The 16,494-nt window shown below is 32.6% G+C and carries 22 protein-coding genes; 2 read left to right on the top strand and 20 right to left on the bottom strand.

Annotated elements, in window-relative coordinates:
- Window positions 1–2: 2 nt before the first annotated feature.
- From AC2DGP_RS04125 to AC2DGP_RS04045, 17 genes are all read right to left on the bottom strand, one after another.
- A complete protein-coding gene (locus AC2DGP_RS04125; RefSeq protein ID WP_484491757.1) occupies window positions 3–239 on the bottom strand; it encodes a rhodanese-like domain-containing protein in 237 nt (78 codons plus the stop codon).
- Window positions 240–402: 163 nt separating this feature from the next.
- Entirely contained in the window at window positions 403–1,878 is a 1,476-nt protein-coding gene (locus AC2DGP_RS04120) for a DUF3570 domain-containing protein (RefSeq protein WP_484491756.1), read from the bottom strand.
- Between the two features lie 11 nt (window positions 1,879–1,889).
- On the bottom strand, window positions 1,890–2,099 hold the full coding sequence (locus tag AC2DGP_RS04115) for a DUF4266 domain-containing protein (RefSeq protein WP_484491755.1): 210 nt from the start codon (window positions 2,097–2,099) through the stop codon (window positions 1,890–1,892).
- A gap of 4 nt (window positions 2,100–2,103) precedes the next feature.
- Window positions 2,104–3,090, bottom strand: a complete 987-nt coding sequence (locus AC2DGP_RS04110; protein WP_484491754.1) for an FAD:protein FMN transferase — start codon at window positions 3,088–3,090, stop codon at window positions 2,104–2,106.
- Window position 3,091: 1 nt separating this feature from the next.
- Window positions 3,092–3,532 carry a thioredoxin family protein gene (locus AC2DGP_RS04105; protein ID WP_484491753.1) on the bottom strand — a complete coding sequence of 147 codons (441 nt, stop codon included), beginning with the start codon at window positions 3,530–3,532 and terminating at the stop codon, window positions 3,092–3,094.
- 154 nt (window positions 3,533–3,686) lie between these two features.
- Window positions 3,687–3,878, bottom strand: coding sequence for a cold-shock protein (locus tag AC2DGP_RS04100; protein WP_152286575.1), 192 nt, complete (start codon window positions 3,876–3,878; stop codon window positions 3,687–3,689).
- Between the two features lie 92 nt (window positions 3,879–3,970).
- Entirely contained in the window at window positions 3,971–5,014 is a 1,044-nt protein-coding gene (arsB, locus tag AC2DGP_RS04095) for an ACR3 family arsenite efflux transporter (RefSeq protein WP_484491752.1), read from the bottom strand.
- Window positions 5,015–5,017: 3 nt separating this feature from the next.
- A complete protein-coding gene (locus AC2DGP_RS04090; RefSeq protein WP_484491751.1) occupies window positions 5,018–5,644 on the bottom strand; it encodes a low molecular weight phosphatase family protein in 627 nt (208 codons plus the stop codon).
- Window positions 5,645–5,655: 11 nt separating this feature from the next.
- On the bottom strand, window positions 5,656–6,126 hold the full coding sequence (locus tag AC2DGP_RS04085; protein WP_484491750.1) for a DUF6428 family protein: 471 nt from the start codon (window positions 6,124–6,126) through the stop codon (window positions 5,656–5,658).
- Between the two features lie 21 nt (window positions 6,127–6,147).
- Window positions 6,148–6,477 carry an ArsR/SmtB family transcription factor gene (locus AC2DGP_RS04080; protein WP_484491749.1) on the bottom strand — a complete coding sequence of 110 codons (330 nt, stop codon included), beginning with the start codon at window positions 6,475–6,477 and terminating at the stop codon, window positions 6,148–6,150.
- Window positions 6,478–6,554: 77 nt separating this feature from the next.
- Window positions 6,555–7,730, bottom strand: coding sequence for an aspartate aminotransferase family protein (locus AC2DGP_RS04075; RefSeq protein WP_484491748.1), 1,176 nt, complete (start codon window positions 7,728–7,730; stop codon window positions 6,555–6,557).
- Window positions 7,731–7,744: 14 nt separating this feature from the next.
- Window positions 7,745–9,235: an OstA-like protein gene (locus AC2DGP_RS04070; protein WP_484491747.1), complete on the bottom strand. Its 1,491-nt coding sequence runs from the start codon at window positions 9,233–9,235 to the stop codon at window positions 7,745–7,747.
- Window positions 9,236–9,367: 132 nt separating this feature from the next.
- Entirely contained in the window at window positions 9,368–9,871 is a 504-nt protein-coding gene (locus AC2DGP_RS04065) for an asparaginase domain-containing protein (protein WP_484491746.1), read from the bottom strand.
- Complete coding sequence (locus AC2DGP_RS04060; protein ID WP_484491745.1) at window positions 9,843–10,310, bottom strand: hypothetical protein; 468 nt, start codon at window positions 10,308–10,310, stop codon at window positions 9,843–9,845. The genes AC2DGP_RS04065 and AC2DGP_RS04060 overlap by 29 nt, the downstream gene beginning before the upstream one ends.
- A 6-nt stretch (window positions 10,311–10,316) precedes the next feature.
- Complete coding sequence (locus tag AC2DGP_RS04055) at window positions 10,317–10,835, bottom strand: hypothetical protein (RefSeq protein WP_484491744.1); 519 nt, start codon at window positions 10,833–10,835, stop codon at window positions 10,317–10,319.
- 30 nt (window positions 10,836–10,865) lie between these two features.
- Window positions 10,866–11,408, bottom strand: coding sequence for an RNA polymerase sigma factor (locus AC2DGP_RS04050; protein WP_484491743.1), 543 nt, complete (start codon window positions 11,406–11,408; stop codon window positions 10,866–10,868).
- A 37-nt stretch (window positions 11,409–11,445) separates the two neighbouring features.
- Window positions 11,446–12,900 carry a TonB-dependent receptor gene (locus AC2DGP_RS04045; RefSeq protein WP_484491742.1) on the bottom strand — a complete coding sequence of 485 codons (1,455 nt, stop codon included), beginning with the start codon at window positions 12,898–12,900 and terminating at the stop codon, window positions 11,446–11,448.
- 107 nt (window positions 12,901–13,007) lie between these two features.
- On the opposite strand from AC2DGP_RS04045, the gene AC2DGP_RS04040 reads away from it, so the two are divergent.
- Window positions 13,008–13,787 (top strand): MBL fold metallo-hydrolase, encoded by a 780-nt coding sequence (locus tag AC2DGP_RS04040; protein ID WP_484491741.1) that lies wholly within the window; start codon window positions 13,008–13,010, stop codon window positions 13,785–13,787.
- Here the strand turns inward: AC2DGP_RS04040 and AC2DGP_RS04035 are convergent, their stop codons facing one another.
- From AC2DGP_RS04035 to AC2DGP_RS04025, 3 genes are all read right to left on the bottom strand, one after another.
- Window positions 13,788–14,429 carry an alpha/beta hydrolase gene (locus AC2DGP_RS04035; RefSeq protein ID WP_484491740.1) on the bottom strand — a complete coding sequence of 214 codons (642 nt, stop codon included), beginning with the start codon at window positions 14,427–14,429 and terminating at the stop codon, window positions 13,788–13,790. It lies immediately after the preceding gene.
- A 22-nt stretch (window positions 14,430–14,451) separates the two neighbouring features.
- Entirely contained in the window at window positions 14,452–15,711 is a 1,260-nt protein-coding gene (locus tag AC2DGP_RS04030) for a dihydroorotase (protein ID WP_484491739.1), read from the bottom strand.
- Between the two features lie 312 nt (window positions 15,712–16,023).
- The gene (locus AC2DGP_RS04025; protein WP_484492507.1) at window positions 16,024–16,350 is read right to left on the bottom strand and encodes a hypothetical protein; all 327 of its coding nucleotides are present in this window, start codon (window positions 16,348–16,350) and stop codon (window positions 16,024–16,026) included.
- Between AC2DGP_RS04025 and AC2DGP_RS04020 the strand changes: the two genes are divergently transcribed.
- Window positions 16,292–16,417 carry an HNH endonuclease domain-containing protein gene (locus AC2DGP_RS04020; RefSeq protein ID WP_484492480.1) on the top strand — a complete coding sequence of 42 codons (126 nt, stop codon included), beginning with the start codon at window positions 16,292–16,294 and terminating at the stop codon, window positions 16,415–16,417. The two genes, AC2DGP_RS04025 and AC2DGP_RS04020, sit on opposite strands and share 59 nt — an antisense overlap.
- Window positions 16,418–16,494 lie beyond the last annotated feature (77 nt).

Here is a 16,494-nt window from a genome sequence, read left to right as displayed (position 1 = left end):
AATTATAGAGCGTTTATAGACATCCAACTTCCACCGTTTTCACAATCTATACCATTGGCAAGTAGATATTTTGTTGCCTGTCCTGACCTATTACCACTTGCACAACACAGCACAATCGGACTTTTAAAGTTAGTGAATTCATTTATTCTTGATTGAATTTCATTGAGTGGTATGTTGATGCTCCCAGGAACATGAGCTCCCATGTATTCTCCAGTTGTTCTTACGTCAATTACTGTCATATGTTCTTTATTTTCGTTATTAATCTATATCTTGAATTAATTTTATATTTAATTCTTCAACAAATTTATAACCATTTAAAGCTACCAAAAGTAACAAGTGTTACATATTGGTTTAAAAAAATGAAATAAATAGACTAAATGGTCTTTTTTATAGCTGTGAGTGCTAATCCATCACAAATTTACATCCAAAAGAAAACAAGTTGGCTTTAAGACCAGTGTTTCTTTCGTACATATTGTATTTAAAATCCAAACTTTTCAATCCGAAGTTCCAAATATGGGCTTTGGTAAAAACATCAGTATAATTTAATCCAATACCATATTGACTTGTTGTGAACTCTGATAAATCATAATCAGAGGTGTAAAATTCTTGTGTAGACTGATGGGTTTCAAAACCAGCGAAATAATCAGCTGCAGTTTGGGTGTAGTATCTAAAGCTAGGGTAGAGAGTGAACTTACTCATAAATTTTATTGGTAATTCGATATACGCCGTGTTTGATGTTACTCCCCAGTTATCTGTGTAAAATCTGTAATACGTACGCAGTACAAAAATTTCATTGATATAATAATTGAATCGTGCTCCAAGAGGAATTTTAAAACGAGTGTCTGGTAAGCGTTCTATATCATCCGCTAGTTGAAAAACGTCTGTATTTGTTTTAGAGGTATAGTTAGGAATATTGTCTTTATTTCCAACATAATAATTGGCTTTGTCTTTAAAATAGACACGCTGCATTGGGTTTGCCAACCAACCTTGCTGTTGCACTATGTCCATGGTAATAGAGAATTGTGCTCTTTTATTTATGATTTGAGAAAAATTGATGGAAGCGGAATAGCTATGCCTTGCTTTGTTTTGAATTCTTGAAAAATTTGGAGTCCAGTTTGTGTTTTCGTAATTTGGATCACTCATGTCTTTGTTAATTTCTGTTTGAGATTCATTATAAATAGGCAAACCAGCAAAAAAACCTCCGTTTAGATCTTGTCCTGCTTCTAAATAACTATCTAGTTCTGTAGGGTATTCAGGCAACCACTTGTCTAAATATACTTGAGCACTAATTCCAACTTCAGTATTTTTATTGTTAAAGAGTTTGGTTAATTGTCCTCCAAAACCGAAAGAAATATAATCCCATTCTGTAGCAAAATTAGCATGAAACCCGGTGATGGTATTTCGATCGTCTGAGCTATGACTATAAGCGCTAGAAATGGAAACCCATGTATCCTGTCTAGAAGGACCTGAAGATGCTACCCAAGGACTACCAGTTACACTGCTAGGATCTAAAATAGTGTCATCGTCGTCATCGTCATCACCTCCTCCAGAGGCACCGGAAGAATCAAAAGGATCTAGATTACTAGATGATGCTGAAGTATAGGTAGAAATTCCAACATCAACCGTCAAAACATCATCAGCATTTAAAGGCATTGAAATAACAATACTCGGTGCAAAATCAGTTAATTCTTCGGTTCCAATTCCACCTGTTACAGATGCATTATCACCATCTTGCGAATAATAGCTCGCTAAAAAGTCAACCTCTGTTGATTCTAAAACACGTTTTTTATAGTTAGAATTATTATCCTTTTTTTGTTGTCCTAATGTTGTGAAAACGACACAAAGGAAACAGGCTATCGTTAGGTTTATTTTTTTCATAGTTTCCTTTTTTAATTACATCCACATCCACCACCAGATTTCCCTCCATTGGCTCCTGAAGCACTTTCTCTATAAACTTGAAAATTTGTTTCATATCTATCGATAGGCCTTGATGATAATTGCATGTCAGGATCATTTAAATTTACTTTTTCGTATTCTTTTACGGTGCTGCAAGAGGATAAGCAAGAAATAACAATGATTAAATAAAATAAAAATTTCATACCCTTAATTTTTAGTAATATCGTTAAACGAGATGTTTTTAGAGTTGTGTATTCTATTGTTTGAGTCAATAAAAACACATTCAACCCCTTTTAATTGATTAATAAAGTTTATGCCCACATCAATTCCCATAACAAAAAGAGAAGTTGAAATGGCATCGGCTAATTCAGCACTTTTTGTAAAGACTGTAACACTTTGTATGCCATGGCTAGGATATCCAGTTCTAGGGTCAATAATATGGGTGTATTGGATACCATCAAATTCCACAAATTTTTCATAATTCCCAGAAGTAACAACTGCAGAATTTCTAACAGGCATCCATGAAAAAGCTTTTTTCTTGTTGAGAGGGTTTGTAATAGCCACCATCCAATCATTACCATTGGCTTGTTGTCCCCAGGTGTTCAGATCTCCTGATGCGTTAATGATGCCACCTTTTACTCCTTTATTTTTTAAAAGAGTCTTGGCTTTATCAGCAGCATATCCTTTTCCAACAGCACCAAAACCAATTTTCATCCCTTTGGTTTTTAAATAAACGGAATGATTTTCTTTGTTTAAGATGATATTTTGGTAGTTTACTTTGGCGACAGATTTTTTTATGGCTTGTTCAGATGGTTTTGATGTCATACTACCATCAAATTTCCATATTTTATCCATAGAAGCATAGCTTATATCAAAAGCCCCATCTGTTAATTTTGAAATTGATAAACAACGTTCAATTAAACTGAATAATTCTTGAGATACTTGAACTGCTTTTTCGCCAGCAAAATGATTTATTTTACTTGTCTCAGAATTTTTGTCCCATGATGAAATTAGGGATTCTATTCTTTTTATTTCGTTGATAGCTAGAAGGATGTACTGATCTCCTAAAGTTTTGTCGGCAGCAACAACTGTTATATCAAATCCACTTCCCATAAGGATTAAGGATTTTTTAAAATTCTGTTGAGCATTCGCTGTAAATCCGGCTAGAAATAAAAGTATGATGAGCTTTTTCATTCTATTGAGTAAAAGAAATTAAGCTGTTTAAATATGCTTTGGGATCTAATTTGTTGTACCCTGTTTTCCCTAAAACATTTCCTTCTGCATCTAGAACAACTACCAACGGGAAATGTCCATTTTGGTTATAAGTACTTGCTAATTTATTATTTGCCTTTTGTTGTTCTTTACTTAATGAGTTCTTTTTCTTTCTTGGGAAATCTGCTTCTAAAAGAATAAAACTTTTATCATAATTTGAAATAAAATAATCTGAAGTAAAAATTTTTTGATCTAATTTCATACATGGAGCACACCAGTCAGATCCTTTAAAAACGAGTAGAATATTTTTATTTTCCTTCTGTGCTTGCTTTTTGCTAGCTTCTATATCGTGATTCCAATTTTGAGCAAAAGAAAGTGATGAAACGCAGCATAAAAGAAATAGAAAACATATGTTTTTTTTCATAATTAATTTAGGTTGGTTATGGTTTTAACGAATATAGTTAAAATTTAATTTAAATATGTGGTGCGCAAGAAAGAAGCATTTCGGTGAAAGGCAAAAAAAAAGCTTGTCATTTATGACAAGCTTTTTGAGATCAATAAAAATATTGAGTAGCTAATTAAATTACTTTAACGTCTACTGCATTCATACCTTTTCTTCCTTCTTTTAAGTCAAACTCTACTGAGTCTCCTTCTCTAATCTCATCAACTAATCCTGAGATGTGTACGAAGAACTCTTCGTTTGAATCTGTGTCTGTAATAAATCCAAATCCTTTAGATTCATTAAAAAACTTTACTGTACCGTTTTTCATTATAATATATTTTAAAACGCAAATGTAGTGTTTATTATACACACACCTTAGTTTTTTGTGTTTTATTTTGTTTTATTTTTTTTACGTGAAAACTATGCCAATTTGAAATATCTTTTTCTAAACCAAAAAGATACACGTACTAGAAGAATCAAGGCAGGAACTTCTACTAGCGGCCCGATGACGCCTGTAAAAGCTTGTCCTGAATTTAATCCGAAGACAGCAATTGCAACCGCAATGGCAAGTTCAAAGTTGTTTCCAGAAGCAGTAAATGCAACTGATGCCGTTTCACTGTAATTAGCACCGATGGCTTTGGTAACAAAAAAACCTATGATAAACATGGAAACAAAGTAGATTAATAGCGGAACTGCAATTATAAGTACATCCATCGGTATTTTTACAATCATTTCTCCTTTTAAACTAAACATCACAACAATAGTAAATAATAATGATATGAGCGTTAGTGGTGATATTGTTGGGATAAATTGCTTCGCGTACCATTCTTCACCTTTGATTTTTACTAGGACGATTCTGCTGGCAATTCCAAGTAAAAAAGGAAGTCCTAAATAAATAGCCACACTTTCCGCAATGGTTTGGATTGAGATGTCAACAATAGCTCCTTCAAATCCAAAGTAGGGAGGAAGGACTGTTATAAATAACCATGCATAAAAACTATAAGCAAAAACTTGGAAAACACTATTGATGGCAACTAAACCAGCTCCATATTCAGAGCTTCCATCAGCTAAATCATTCCATACTAAAACCATGGCGATACATCTGGCAAGACCAATTAAAATAAGTCCTACCATGTACTCAGGATAATCATGTAAAAAGACAATTGCTAAAATAAACATCAAAATAGGTCCCAATACCCAATTCAAAAATATAGAGGTACCTAAAATTTTTACATTTTTAAAAACTTTTGGAAGCAAGGCATAATTTACTTTTGCTAGTGGAGGGTACATCATCAATATCAAACCTACAGCAATAGGGATATTGGTTGTGCCGTTGCTCATTGCATTTATTTTTTCAGGAAAAGAAGGAATAAAATAACCTATTCCAACCCCTAAAATCATTGCAAGAAAAATCCATAGAGTTAAATTACTATCTAAAAAGCTAAGTTTTTTATTCTCTGACATAGTTTAGAGTTTTACTTGTTGAAAAACATACGATAATTCAGTTGCTATTTGAACACTGCGCTCCAAGTATTTTTCTGCTTGTTGAGGTGTGTTGTCAAAAGCTTTTGGGTCTTCAAAAGTAATAGGAATTCTTTTTTCAGCACCAGCAATAAATGGACAACCAGCATCTGCACTTGAGCATGTTAAAATTGCTGCGAATTCTGATTGAGGATTGAATGAATTATCAAAGGTTTTAGAAAAGCCAATCACAGCTGCCTCGTTTTCTGCATGTTTTATAGCATAAACAGGGTTTTCAGACTGTGATAATTTGGCAATTTCAAATCCTTGGTTTTTCAAAGTTTGCGCCGCAACAGGATAGAGCGCTGTCGCTTCTGTTCCTCCTGAATAAGAATAAACATTGGATATTCCGTAATAAGTAGACAATGCCTGTGCCCAAACCTGTGAAAGGTGACTTCTTCTTGAGTTGTGCGTACAAATAAAATTCAATCGGATGATTTCATTTTTAGCTGCTTTATCTTTAATGTATTCAATTAGTGGCAATAATACTGCCTTCCTATCAGAGGAGATTATTGAAGTATCCAATCCTTCAATAACCTCTGTGATTTTTGTAAATTGATTGTTCTTTGTCATGTTATTTTTGTTTAGCAACATCCAGAACCTGGTGCGCAACTGTTAGCGTTGTTTTGTGTAAGTTCAGTTAATTGAATCTTCGGTTTTGCAGGAATATCGCATTTGTCTTTCGCCAAGCAATCTGTTAATGTGTTTGTTAAAAGAAAATGTTTTCCATCAAAATCAAGACCATATTTTCCAATAGTATTGCCTTGGTACTCAACTTCAATATTTAAATCGCCAATTTCTAAAAGTTTTTCTGATAGCTCTATAATAGATACAAGCTTTTCTGGATGTAATCTATGGTTGTAATCATCGGCCTCCCATAACTGAAAATTAACAACTTCTTCTTTTCTAACGGTTCCTCCGCAATCAATAAAGTGTTTAGAAATTTTTCCAACTTCTGTAACATGGAAATGTTCTGGAACTAAGTCTCCATTCGGTAATTGAAACCCTATTTGTTTAAGATTCCCTAAGTGTGATTTGATTTCTGATAATCTCATGTTTTAAATATTTAATATTGTTTAACAACAGTTTGAAGGATTTGACGAAAATTCGAAAAAGGAAGCAAATGTAGCTCTAATATGAGCCCATTTTTTTTCATCGATACAATAACAAATACTGGTTCCTTCAATGTTTCCTTTTATAATTCCAGAGTTTTTTAATTCTTTCAGATGTTGAGAAATAGTTGGTTGTGCTAAACCTATTTCTTGAACTAAATCTCCGCAAATACAGCTATTTACCTTTACTATATGTTGTAAAATGGCAATTCTTGCTGGATGTCCTAAAACTTTAGCTAATCCCGCTATCTGATTTTGTTCCTCTGTAAATTTCTCTGATTTGGTCAATCCCATTTTAATTGTATTTGTTTATTGCAATATTACGATTAATAATTGAGCTGGCAAATTTTATTTGAGTTTTTTGTAAATCATTAAAGTTTGTTAAGACTATTTATTAGAAGGTCACAACCTTCTATAATCTCGTTATCTGAAATGGTGAGAGGTGGTGTTATACGAACAGCACGACCCTCGTATAAAAGCCAAAATAAGAGGAGTCCTTTATCTAAGCAATCTAGAATAACACGAGTCGCTTTTTCCGGATTCTCTAGTATCAAGGAAAGCATTAATCCAGTACCTCTAACTTCTTTTATTTCAGAATGTTGAAGTTTTGATTTTATAAGATTTTCTTTTCTGGAAACCTCTTTCATTAAGTTGCTTCTTGTTACTTCTTTAAGGGTAGCTAAAGCGGCTGCAGCAATAACAGGATGCCCACCAAATGTGGTTATGTGTCCAAGTTTTGGATTTCGTTGTAAGAGGTCCATTTTTTCTTTAGATGCGATAAAAGCACCTATCGGCATTCCGCCACCCAAACCTTTCCCTGTAATAAAAATATCAGGTGTCACATTATATTTTTGAAACCCAAATAAGAATCCAGTACGGCCAATTCCAGATTGGATTTCATCTAAAATTAACAAGGCACCTACCTTTTCACATTGTTCTTTTATTTTAAGGAGATAGTCATTTTGAGGTACTATGCAGCCTGCACCTCCTTGTATAGTCTCCATTACAACGGCAGCAGTCTTTTTTGTTATTTTGTTTATATCGGGGAAGTGGTTGTATTCTATAAACTTGACTCCAGGGAGTAAGGGTCTAAATGCACTGTTTTGCTCTTCAGATCCACATAAACTCATTGCACCTTGTGTATTCCCGTGATAGGCGTTTTTACAAGCTATAAACTCACTTCTACCTGTAGCTTTTTTGGCAAGTTTCATTGCTCCCTCAGTAGCTTCAGTTCCAGAGTTGGTAAGGTATACAGAGTTAAGTGATTGAGGTAAGTGCTGAACCAGAAGTTTACATAAATCTAAAGCAGGTTTTTGAATAAATTCACCATAAACCATAACATGGGTGTAGGCATCTACTTGATCCTTTATAGCTTTACTAACTTTTGGGTGATTGTGACCTAAGCTATTTGCAGAAACTCCTGCCACAAAATCAAGATATTTTTTTCCGGAGGTGTCATAAACATAACTTCCATCTGCCCTTTCAATTTCAATTGCAAGCGGATGGGGAGAGGTTTGAGCTTGGTGTTTTAAAAAATCATCAATCATAGGATTGTGTTTTGTTATAAAAACAAATTTGTTTTAATTACAGGTTCATCGATAAAGATGTCCTCCTTTTCTAAAGGTTTTTCACTTTCTCTCCAAATGAACCCTTTGAGAAATCTTTTGTCTGCCGGATATTTTGATGGCGGATATGTTTTTCCTTCAGGTTTCATTAAGAACTTAATAGACTGAATTCCATTGTCTTCTAAACTAAAAAGGATATTACTACAGATCATGTTTAGAATTGCAATCAGTTTCTTTTCTTCATCACGAGCATAATTAATTACTTCCCCATTTCCTTTAGTAAGAAGTGATTCAAGTTGATTGTCAACAAATTTTCCATACATGTTTTTTCCTTTGATTTGGCTAAAACCAGCAGAGTCTTTTTGTATGATAAATGCATTTCTTTTAATGAATAGAGAATCTAATTTACTTGTTTCTAGGTTGGAAGTTAGATGAATACTATCTCCTGTGATTTGGTTTTCTCCCGACCAAATTACAGGATGTTTGAACATTTTTGTAATTCCTAGTTTTTGGTTGGTGTGTAATGAATCACATTTACCTCTTAAATCAGATTTAAAAAACTTTACTTTATGATATGCTCTAATAATTCTTTCGTCCGGTTTTCCAGTAATCAATAATGTATCACCATGAATAAATAATGAATCAGCTTCAGCGATAGAAATAGCCATAGCTCTTTTAACAACAAAAACAGAGTCTTTTTCTTTAAAAAATTCAGCGTATCCACCTTTTACGATGGTTTGATTTACAGTATCCGTCATAACGATGTTCCCTGTACTGGACGCAAAGCCTTTTTCTTTGTCGCTATAAATACTATCTCCCTCTATAATTCGATTGTTATAGTAGATTTTTGCATCTTTTGTAAGTCTGGAGATTCCTATTTTTGTATCATAAAAACCTTTTTTGGCTACTGCAACACTTTCTTTGGTAGTAATGGTAGAAGGACCATAGAAATAAGTTTGTCCTGTTTCTGTATAATAATCCAAATGATTAGACTCTAACTTATTCTCAGGATTATGAACAACAACATTGGTAGTTGCCGTAAAACGTTTTAAATCGGTTGCATAAACTCCGTTTTTACTTTCTAATTGATTATTGTCATCTGTGATGGTTGCAAAACAATCATAAGTCATTTCTTGCGTAACTCTATCAAAATGTAAGGTATCTGTCTCTAGACGCATACTTGGGTCTTTTAAAACTACATCTCCCCAAGAAATTACTTTTTGAGTGTTTCCATTATAATTAGCATAATTACTTTTTTGTGTAATAGTGTCTCCTTGGTTTACAAATACATCACCATAAGCATGTAGTACATTCTTTTCTTGATAAAATAATGCTTTATTACAGTCTAAAGTAGCACCTTCATGACTTACTTTTACGTTTCCGTTTAGAATAATTGCTCCAGGATATTTTTTTTGGTCCTTATAGGTTTGTTCAGAGTTGAGAATCTTTATTTTCTTTTGTTGTGCAGAAACAATAGGAAAACTCACTAGTAGGATTAGAAAAAAAATGAAGTGTTTCAAATGAAAATATATTTTGAACAAAAATAAACAAAAAGAGCTATGTAGCGCAGTTTCATTGTTAAAATTGCTCTAAAGTATGAAATAGTAAAATTCAAGGTTTTATAGAGATTCAAAAACTCCTAATTGTTTATTCTTACGAACTTTGTTCCATGGAAAACATACTCCATTCATAACAATATATACACCAGGTTCTGTAGTTTTTACATAGGCGATCGCATTGGCTACATTGAAAGTGGCATCTGAGTTTTCAATGGAAAAAGGAACCATTGCCCCGGTTATAATGATAGTTTTTTTTAGTTTTAGTTTTGCGATTGCGGTTGCCGTAATGACCATAGTGTCAGTTCCATGAGTAATAATTATTTTCTCATTTTGACAAGTTTTACAAGCCGATACTATTGCTTCTCTTTGGCTATCAGTCATCTCTAGACTGTCTACAGACATCAAGCTTATAACTTCTGTTTTTTCTGAAAGGTTAGCGGCAGAAAGGATTTTTTGAATATTGCTATCTTCAAAGCCGAGCTCACCAGTCAATGGATTGTATACTTTATCAATGGTACCCCCTGTGGTAAAAAAATTAATTTTCCCCATTTTTGTGCTTTTCATGGTGTAATTTTCGTAACACTTTTTGATTGAATTCCATTTCTGCAAAATGCAGTTTGAGCAATTGTTGTGGAGTTAATATCAATTCAAGTTTTTCAAAAGTGACCTTTTTATTATTTACATATCTCTCTGTGATTTTGATAAAATCATTAGACAAAGCTGTTGCTTCGGCATCAGTAAGAGTTTCTATAGAACCTTTAGTTTCAATCTTTTTCTTGATGTTTTTTATTTTTACCGATCTAAGTTTTCTGTTTACTTTTTCATATTCATTGTAGATAGGCCAAAATTTCTCAGCAACTTCTGGAGTTAAATTTAATTCTGTTGAAATGTAATTAACTTTTAGAGTCGCAATTTTTTCAAAACTCATTCCTTTGTGTTGTCCAAAGGAAACAGAAATATTCGTTAATGTGAGAAAAAAAAGAATTAAATATTGTTTTTTCATAATGTTTTAATTTTCTAAAAATAAAAATTCAGGATCGACTTGGTCTAAATAATTATTCAATTCATCGTTTGAAATATTATCTTCAATAAGATCATTGAGGTTTAAGTCCACATCAATATTGGCAATAGAGTAGGCGTCAATACTCATATTTCCGTCAGCGATATAGGCCTCGATATCTGTAACTTCTAAGGTGTCAAATGTAATAACTTTGGATGCTTGGTATTTGATAATTCCAAGATATAAAATAAAAGCTGCGGCAATGGTTGAAATGCTATAAAGTACACGTAATTTGCCTTTTGGTTTTTCTTTTGTTTTAGGTATGTTTGAAAGAATGGAGTCGTCAAGGTTTTCAAAATATCCTGTAGGTACGGTAAAACCACTATCTTTAGGCAGTGTTTCTTCGTTTAATTTAGCAAAAAGATTGTCAGAAAATTCCTCAAAGTAATTTTCAGGAGTTTTGAATCCAGGTTTTGTCAAACCTAGTTTTTTCAAAGTATCTATATTTTTTCTTCCCTCTTGTTTCATAATTGTTAGACCAATTCCTTTGATAAAGGTTTAATGTTCTTCAATATGTTGTTTGATTTTTTTTACCGCATGAAAATAGGAGGCCTTTAGTGCCCCGATAGAAGTATCTAGGATTTCAGAAATTTCTTCATATTTTAAGTTGTCAAAATATTTCATATTAAAAACCAACCGTTGTTTTTGAGGTAAGGTTTGTATTGCTTTTTGTAAAATTTCTTGAATCGCAGTACCATCAAATAATATATCATCCTGTAGGGAATGGATATGCGTTATTTGATATTCATCGATGGATACATTTTTTTCCTTTGCTCGTTTGTTGATAAACGTAATAGATTCATTTGTAGCAATTCGGTACATCCAAGAAAATAACTTAGAATCTCCTTTAAAGTTAGAAATACTTCTGTGCACCTTTATAAAAGTGTTCTGAAGTACATCATTGGTGTCTTCATGAGAAATTAAAATTTTTCGAATATGCCAATACAAACGCTCCTGATACAACTGTACAAGTTCTCTAAAAGCCTTGTCTTTTGTTTTAGGGTCAATAAGCCTATTGATAAAATTTTTTTCGTTTTCCACTTATGAATTCAACTTTCAGGAGTGTAAGTTTACGAAATTATTTTTTTACCTGCTGTCTGGATCTTGAATATCCAAACAATCTATTTCTTTTTATCAGTTCAGATATACCTTCTGGCAACATTTCTTCCCAACCAGCTTTAGAAGTTGCAATCATATCTAAGATAGTTTTTGAGAAAACCGTAAGTATTTTAGGATCATAATTTTTGATGTCTACAAGTTTTCCGTTGTTTTTGAAAAACTTATAAAGCTCTGTCATCCTTGGGTGAACCACTAAATTTTCACTTGTAATTATTTTTCCACTATTTCTATCTTTCAAAGGATATGCATAGATTTTTAAATCTTTGAAATACATTTTTCCAATAGCTTCTAAAATACCTCCACTAAGGGTTCTGTAATATTTTTCATCAAATATATTGATCAGACTTTCAAGTCCTAAAGCCAATCCCATTCTTGATTTGGTAAATTCACTAAAATATTCAACCAATTTATAATACTCTTGGAAGTTGGAAATCATTACGTTTTGACCTAAAGAACATAATAACTCAGCTCTGTCTAAAAAGTCTCGTTCGTTGATTTTTCCTTCAGATCTAAGGTTGGCAAGTGTAATCTCAAATATAATCTGTGTGTTTTCTTTTTCTACCTTGTTTTCTTTGAAAAATAATTCACGAGCATTTTCATAAATATCCATGTTTACTTTGGTAACAGGTCTAAAGCTACCACGTAATGCAAGGATGTTCTTTTTGTACAAAACACTTGCAGGAAGTAAGTTAACTCCGCTTGAATCAAACATTACGGCGTTCGTCATGTCATTTTTTACCAATTGTAAGCTCATCAGCCTGTTGTCTACATACATAAACCTAGGGCCAGAAAAATTAATCATGTCAATTTCCAGTTGGTCTTTATGCAGATTATCATACAATGAAATCAATAAATCCTTAGGATTATCGTTCATGTAAAAGGCACCATGAATTAAGTTTACCCCTAGTTTTCCAAGCGTTTCTTGTTGCAGCGTAGTATCCGTTTCTTTGAACCTAAGATGTAAAACAATTTCGTTATAATCTTCTAAAGGATCTAATTGAAATCTAATTCCAACCCAACCATGACCTTTAAATTTTTTAGCGAAATCAATGGTGGTAACCGTGTTCGCATAACTAAAGAAAAACTTATCTGGGTGCTTTTCTCTGCTCAACCTATCCTCAATCAATCGAATTTCATGATGTAGCATTTTTTTCAAACGACCTTCAGTGACATATCTTTTGTCATCTTCCATTCCATAAATGGCATCTGAAAAATCTTTATCGTAAGCGCTCATTGCTTTCGCAATTGTTCCAGAAGAACCACCTGCTCTAAAAAAATTTCGAACCGTTTCTTGTCCAGCCCCAATTTCAGAAAAAGTACCGTATATATTATGATTTAAATTGATTCTAAGAGCTTTCCCTTTGATAGTAGGGGTGTTGCTCATTTCTTTGTCTCCTTTGAGTGTTACAGCCATCTAGAAAAATAGGTTTGTTTATGTTACACAAATATAGTAATTATGCAGTATTAATGATAGTTCAATGCTTGTTTTTGTTACATTAGATGAACAATTATTTTTAAGTTATGTCCAGAGAAAAAATTAAAATAACGTTTTTAGGAACGGGTACTTCCCAAGGGGTTCCTATGCTGCTTTCTGATGAAGAGGTAAATTTATCTCAAGACAAAAGAGACAAACGCTTACGGTCTTCAGTGTTATTAACTTGGAAGGGTAAAAATGTATTAATTGATTGTGGACCTGATTTTAGGTACCAAATGTTACGTGCCAAGGTAAAATCTATTGAAGGAATATTGTTTACTCATGAACATTCTGATCATATAGCAGGCTTAGATGAAATTAGGCCTTATTGTTATAAGCAAGGAGCAGTAAATATCTATGCTAAGGATAGAGTGATGAAATCTTTAGAGAGAAGATATGAGTATATTTTTGCCAAAGAAAACAGGTATCCTGGTGCTGCGAAAATTATAGAGAATGTAATTGATGATAAAGTGTTTAATCTTATGGAAACACCAATTATTCCTATCAATGTAATGCATGGTCGTTTAGAGATATTTGGATATAGAGTAGGGGATGTAGGCTATTTAACGGATGTAAAAACGATTTCTCAAGAAGAAAAGAAAAAGCTACTCAATCTAGAGATATTGGTGATAAGTGCTTTACGAATCGAGCCGCATCCAACACATTTAAATCTTGAGGAAGCGTTGCAAATGATCAAAGAACTGAATCCGAAAAAAGCCTATTTAACACATATCAGTCATAGACTAGGGTTTCATGAACAAGTATCTAAATATTTGCCAGATAATGTGTTTTTAGCATATGATGGTTTAGTAGTGGAACAAGAATAATTAGAGTCTTTCTTCGATCCAGGCTTTAAAATCATAAAAATTTTGTGGATGAACCCCGTGACCTACAGGATATTCTTTAAAAATATTTGAGACTCCTTTGTTGTTTAAAAAAACAGGAGCTTTTCTAGCCCATTCAACCGGTATTACTTGATCAACACTACCATGAGAACAGAAAAATTGTGTGTTCGTAGTGGCTTTCTCATCAGCTATTAATTCTTCATTTAAGTACCCGCTTAAAGCTACTACATAAGGGATTTTATCTGTGTTTAATGAGAGACCATAACTTAAAATAGCACCTTGACTGAAACCGACGACAAATAATTTATTCGCATCAACATTATGGTTTTCAACAAATTCATCAACAAATTCAGAAATTTGGTCTAAAGATTCTCTAGCTTCATCCAAGTCTGAAAACTTATTTTGGTCAGCATCAAAATTGATACTATACCAAGCAAAGCTGTTATATCCTAACTCTAATGGAGCTCTTAAACTAACAACATGTAAATTTTCTGGTAGTTCTGAAGCAAATGAAAACAAATCCATTTCATTACTACCATAGCCATGGATTAATATCAATAGAGGAGCAGGTTCGTTAGAATTTGTTATAGGAACTCTTTCTACAAAATGTAATTTTGTTTTCATACGTATTCGGTTTTGTTTGATACTATTTATTTAAAACTAATTGACCTTTTGAAAAGATTCCATAGGCTTTTCCTTTTATCTTTTTGTTTAAAAAAATTGAGTTTTTTGAGGTAGAAAGAACATCTTTTAGTTCAAAAGTAGTTTCATTGCTATTTGTAAATAGAGAGATACTAGCAGGTTTACCTTCTTCGATAGGCTCTTGGTTTATTCCAAAAATAGCTTTAGGACCTGTTGTAAGTGCATCAATAATTGTTTCAGTATCTAATATTGTTTTTAAACTTCCAAAAAGATTTTCAAGACCGATGGTACCGTATTCAGCATTATTAAACTCTACCTTTTTATTTTCAATGTCGATAGGGTTGTGGTCTGATGTAATACAATCTATGGTGCCATCTTTGACTCCTTCAATTAAAGCTAACCTGTCTTCTTCCGCTCTTAAAGGAGGCATCACTTTAGTATTTCCATTAAATCCTTTTAGTTCTGCATCTGTCAATGTCAAATGATGTGTGGTAACACTACAAGTAACTTTAAGGTTTTTCTTTTTGGCTTCTTTAATTAATTCTACAGATTTTTTAGAACTTATAGTTGGAATGTGCAGTTTACCACCGGTATATTCAAGTAAGGAAAGATCTCTTGTGATTTGCATCTCTTCTGCTAATCCTGGGATTCCTTTTAAACCCAGTAAGGTGCTGTTTAAACCTTCATGAGCAATTCCTTCACCACCAATAGCGTTGTTTAATGGAAAGCTAAGAACTAAACCATTAAAATTTTGCGCATATTGTAGTGCAACTTTCATTAAATTGTCGTTTTCAATAGCCTTGTTGTAGTCTCCAAAAGCAATAGCACCTGCAGTTTGCATATCAAATAATTCAGCCATTTCTATCCCTTTAGAGTTTCTAGTTAAACTAGCAATAGGATATAAATTGGTTGTTTTTATTGCGCTTAGACTTTTCAAGTACGCAACCGAAGCTTTGGTGTCTAAATATGGATTGGTATTTGAGTTTACCGCTACTTCTGTAAAACCGGATTTGGCAGCAGTGTCTAAACCGTTTGATAAGTTCTCACGTTCTTCATATCCTGGTTCTCCAAAGGATACAGAGGAGTCAAACCAACCATTTGATATTTGTAAGTTTTCTAGAGTTATTTGCTCACAGTTTTTAGGGCATTCTATAGAATCTGCAATTTGAGTAAACGTGTTATTCTGAATTAAAACATCTTTTGTTTGCTTGTGAAACTTACTGTTTTTATCAAAAATGGTTGCAGATTTTAATAGAATATTCATTGAGAATTATATTTTAATTTTTTACACAGATTCCCTTCACACAAGTTTGCTTGTATGAAAAATTTTGTAATAAAATGGTATTGTAATATTTAGAATTAAAAAAAAACAATGTACTTGCTAATGAATTTAGCTTGTAGAAAAGTAGTGATTTAAGATACTTCTGCTGCATTGTTTCCTAAGATTGGTCAAAGATACATAAAGTAAATTAAATGATGATTTTTTTTGATTTGGATTTTTCTAAAAAAAAGTTAGGTTTTAACCATAGTTTCCTATGAATTAAAACCTAACATAAATATTGGATAAATTTAGTTATTACCCGTCAACCATTGGTTTAAAATGGCTTACATCACCCGTTCCTCTTGCAAATAATATGTTTAGAAAAACAACTGCCTCTTTTTTAGACTTTAAATTTAATTTTAGTCGATCTAGTTTAGACATGGTGGTATGTTTTTCTAAATCTTTATAAAGATTTTCGATTTGATTTTCTTCCACCTCTGCACTCAGACTTAAAGAGAGATCAGAAAACATATTAGAGTGAACTATATAACCATACTTGTTGATTATGTTTTTAATCTCTTCAATAATTTTCATTCGGTTTTTTGAAGAGAAAGCTTCCCAATTAAATTTTGATTTTCTCATACCGTTCTCCTTTAAAATTCATAATAGTAAAAATAATAAAACACTTGTTTTTAGTAATATAAATTAAAGTGAAGTAACCAAAATATTAGATGAGATGGTGGATTTTAAAAAAAACATTAAAATTGAATGCAGTATTGGATGCAT

The sequence above is a fragment of the Flavicella sp. IMCC45537 genome, from assembly GCF_057197705.1.
Note: the sequence above shows the minus strand (reverse complement) of the source record. Positions and strands in the feature narration are given on the sequence as shown.

Excerpts from the sequence above, each read along its gene's own strand:
- AC2DGP_RS04030 (WP_484491739.1), bottom strand. The coding sequence starts at position 15,711 with ATGAATATTCTATTAAAATCTGCAACCATTTTTGATAAAAACAGTAAG.
- AC2DGP_RS04060 (WP_484491745.1), bottom strand. The coding sequence starts at position 10,310 with ATGAAAAAACAATATTTAATTCTTTTTTTTCTCACATTAACGAATATT.
- AC2DGP_RS04105 (WP_484491753.1), bottom strand. The coding sequence starts at position 3,532 with ATGAAAAAAAACATATGTTTTCTATTTCTTTTATGCTGCGTTTCATCA.
- AC2DGP_RS04080 (WP_484491749.1), bottom strand. The coding sequence starts at position 6,477 with ATGGGATTGACCAAATCAGAGAAATTTACAGAGGAACAAAATCAGATA.
- AC2DGP_RS04125 (WP_484491757.1), bottom strand. The coding sequence starts at position 239 with ATGACAGTAATTGACGTAAGAACAACTGGAGAATACATGGGAGCTCAT.
- AC2DGP_RS04090 (WP_484491751.1), bottom strand. The coding sequence starts at position 5,644 with ATGACAAAGAACAATCAATTTACAAAAATCACAGAGGTTATTGAAGGA.
- AC2DGP_RS04120 (WP_484491756.1), bottom strand. The coding sequence starts at position 1,878 with ATGAAAAAAATAAACCTAACGATAGCCTGTTTCCTTTGTGTCGTTTTC.
- AC2DGP_RS04085 (WP_484491750.1), bottom strand. The coding sequence starts at position 6,126 with ATGAGATTATCAGAAATCAAATCACACTTAGGGAATCTTAAACAAATA.
- AC2DGP_RS04100 (WP_152286575.1), bottom strand. The coding sequence starts at position 3,878 with ATGAAAAACGGTACAGTAAAGTTTTTTAATGAATCTAAAGGATTTGGA.
- AC2DGP_RS04025 (WP_484492507.1), bottom strand. The coding sequence starts at position 16,350 with ATGAGAAAATCAAAATTTAATTGGGAAGCTTTCTCTTCAAAAAACCGA.
- AC2DGP_RS04040 (WP_484491741.1), top strand. The coding sequence starts at position 13,008 with ATGTCCAGAGAAAAAATTAAAATAACGTTTTTAGGAACGGGTACTTCC.
- AC2DGP_RS04045 (WP_484491742.1), bottom strand. The coding sequence starts at position 12,900 with ATGGCTGTAACACTCAAAGGAGACAAAGAAATGAGCAACACCCCTACT.
- AC2DGP_RS04035 (WP_484491740.1), bottom strand. The coding sequence starts at position 14,429 with ATGAAAACAAAATTACATTTTGTAGAAAGAGTTCCTATAACAAATTCT.
- AC2DGP_RS04115 (WP_484491755.1), bottom strand. The coding sequence starts at position 2,099 with ATGAAATTTTTATTTTATTTAATCATTGTTATTTCTTGCTTATCCTCT.
- AC2DGP_RS04065 (WP_484491746.1), bottom strand. The coding sequence starts at position 9,871 with ATGAAAAGCACAAAAATGGGGAAAATTAATTTTTTTACCACAGGGGGT.
- AC2DGP_RS04055 (WP_484491744.1), bottom strand. The coding sequence starts at position 10,835 with ATGAAACAAGAGGGAAGAAAAAATATAGATACTTTGAAAAAACTAGGT.
- AC2DGP_RS04075 (WP_484491748.1), bottom strand. The coding sequence starts at position 7,730 with ATGATTGATGATTTTTTAAAACACCAAGCTCAAACCTCTCCCCATCCG.
- AC2DGP_RS04110 (WP_484491754.1), bottom strand. The coding sequence starts at position 3,090 with ATGAAAAAGCTCATCATACTTTTATTTCTAGCCGGATTTACAGCGAAT.
- arsB (WP_484491752.1), bottom strand. The coding sequence starts at position 5,014 with ATGTCAGAGAATAAAAAACTTAGCTTTTTAGATAGTAATTTAACTCTA.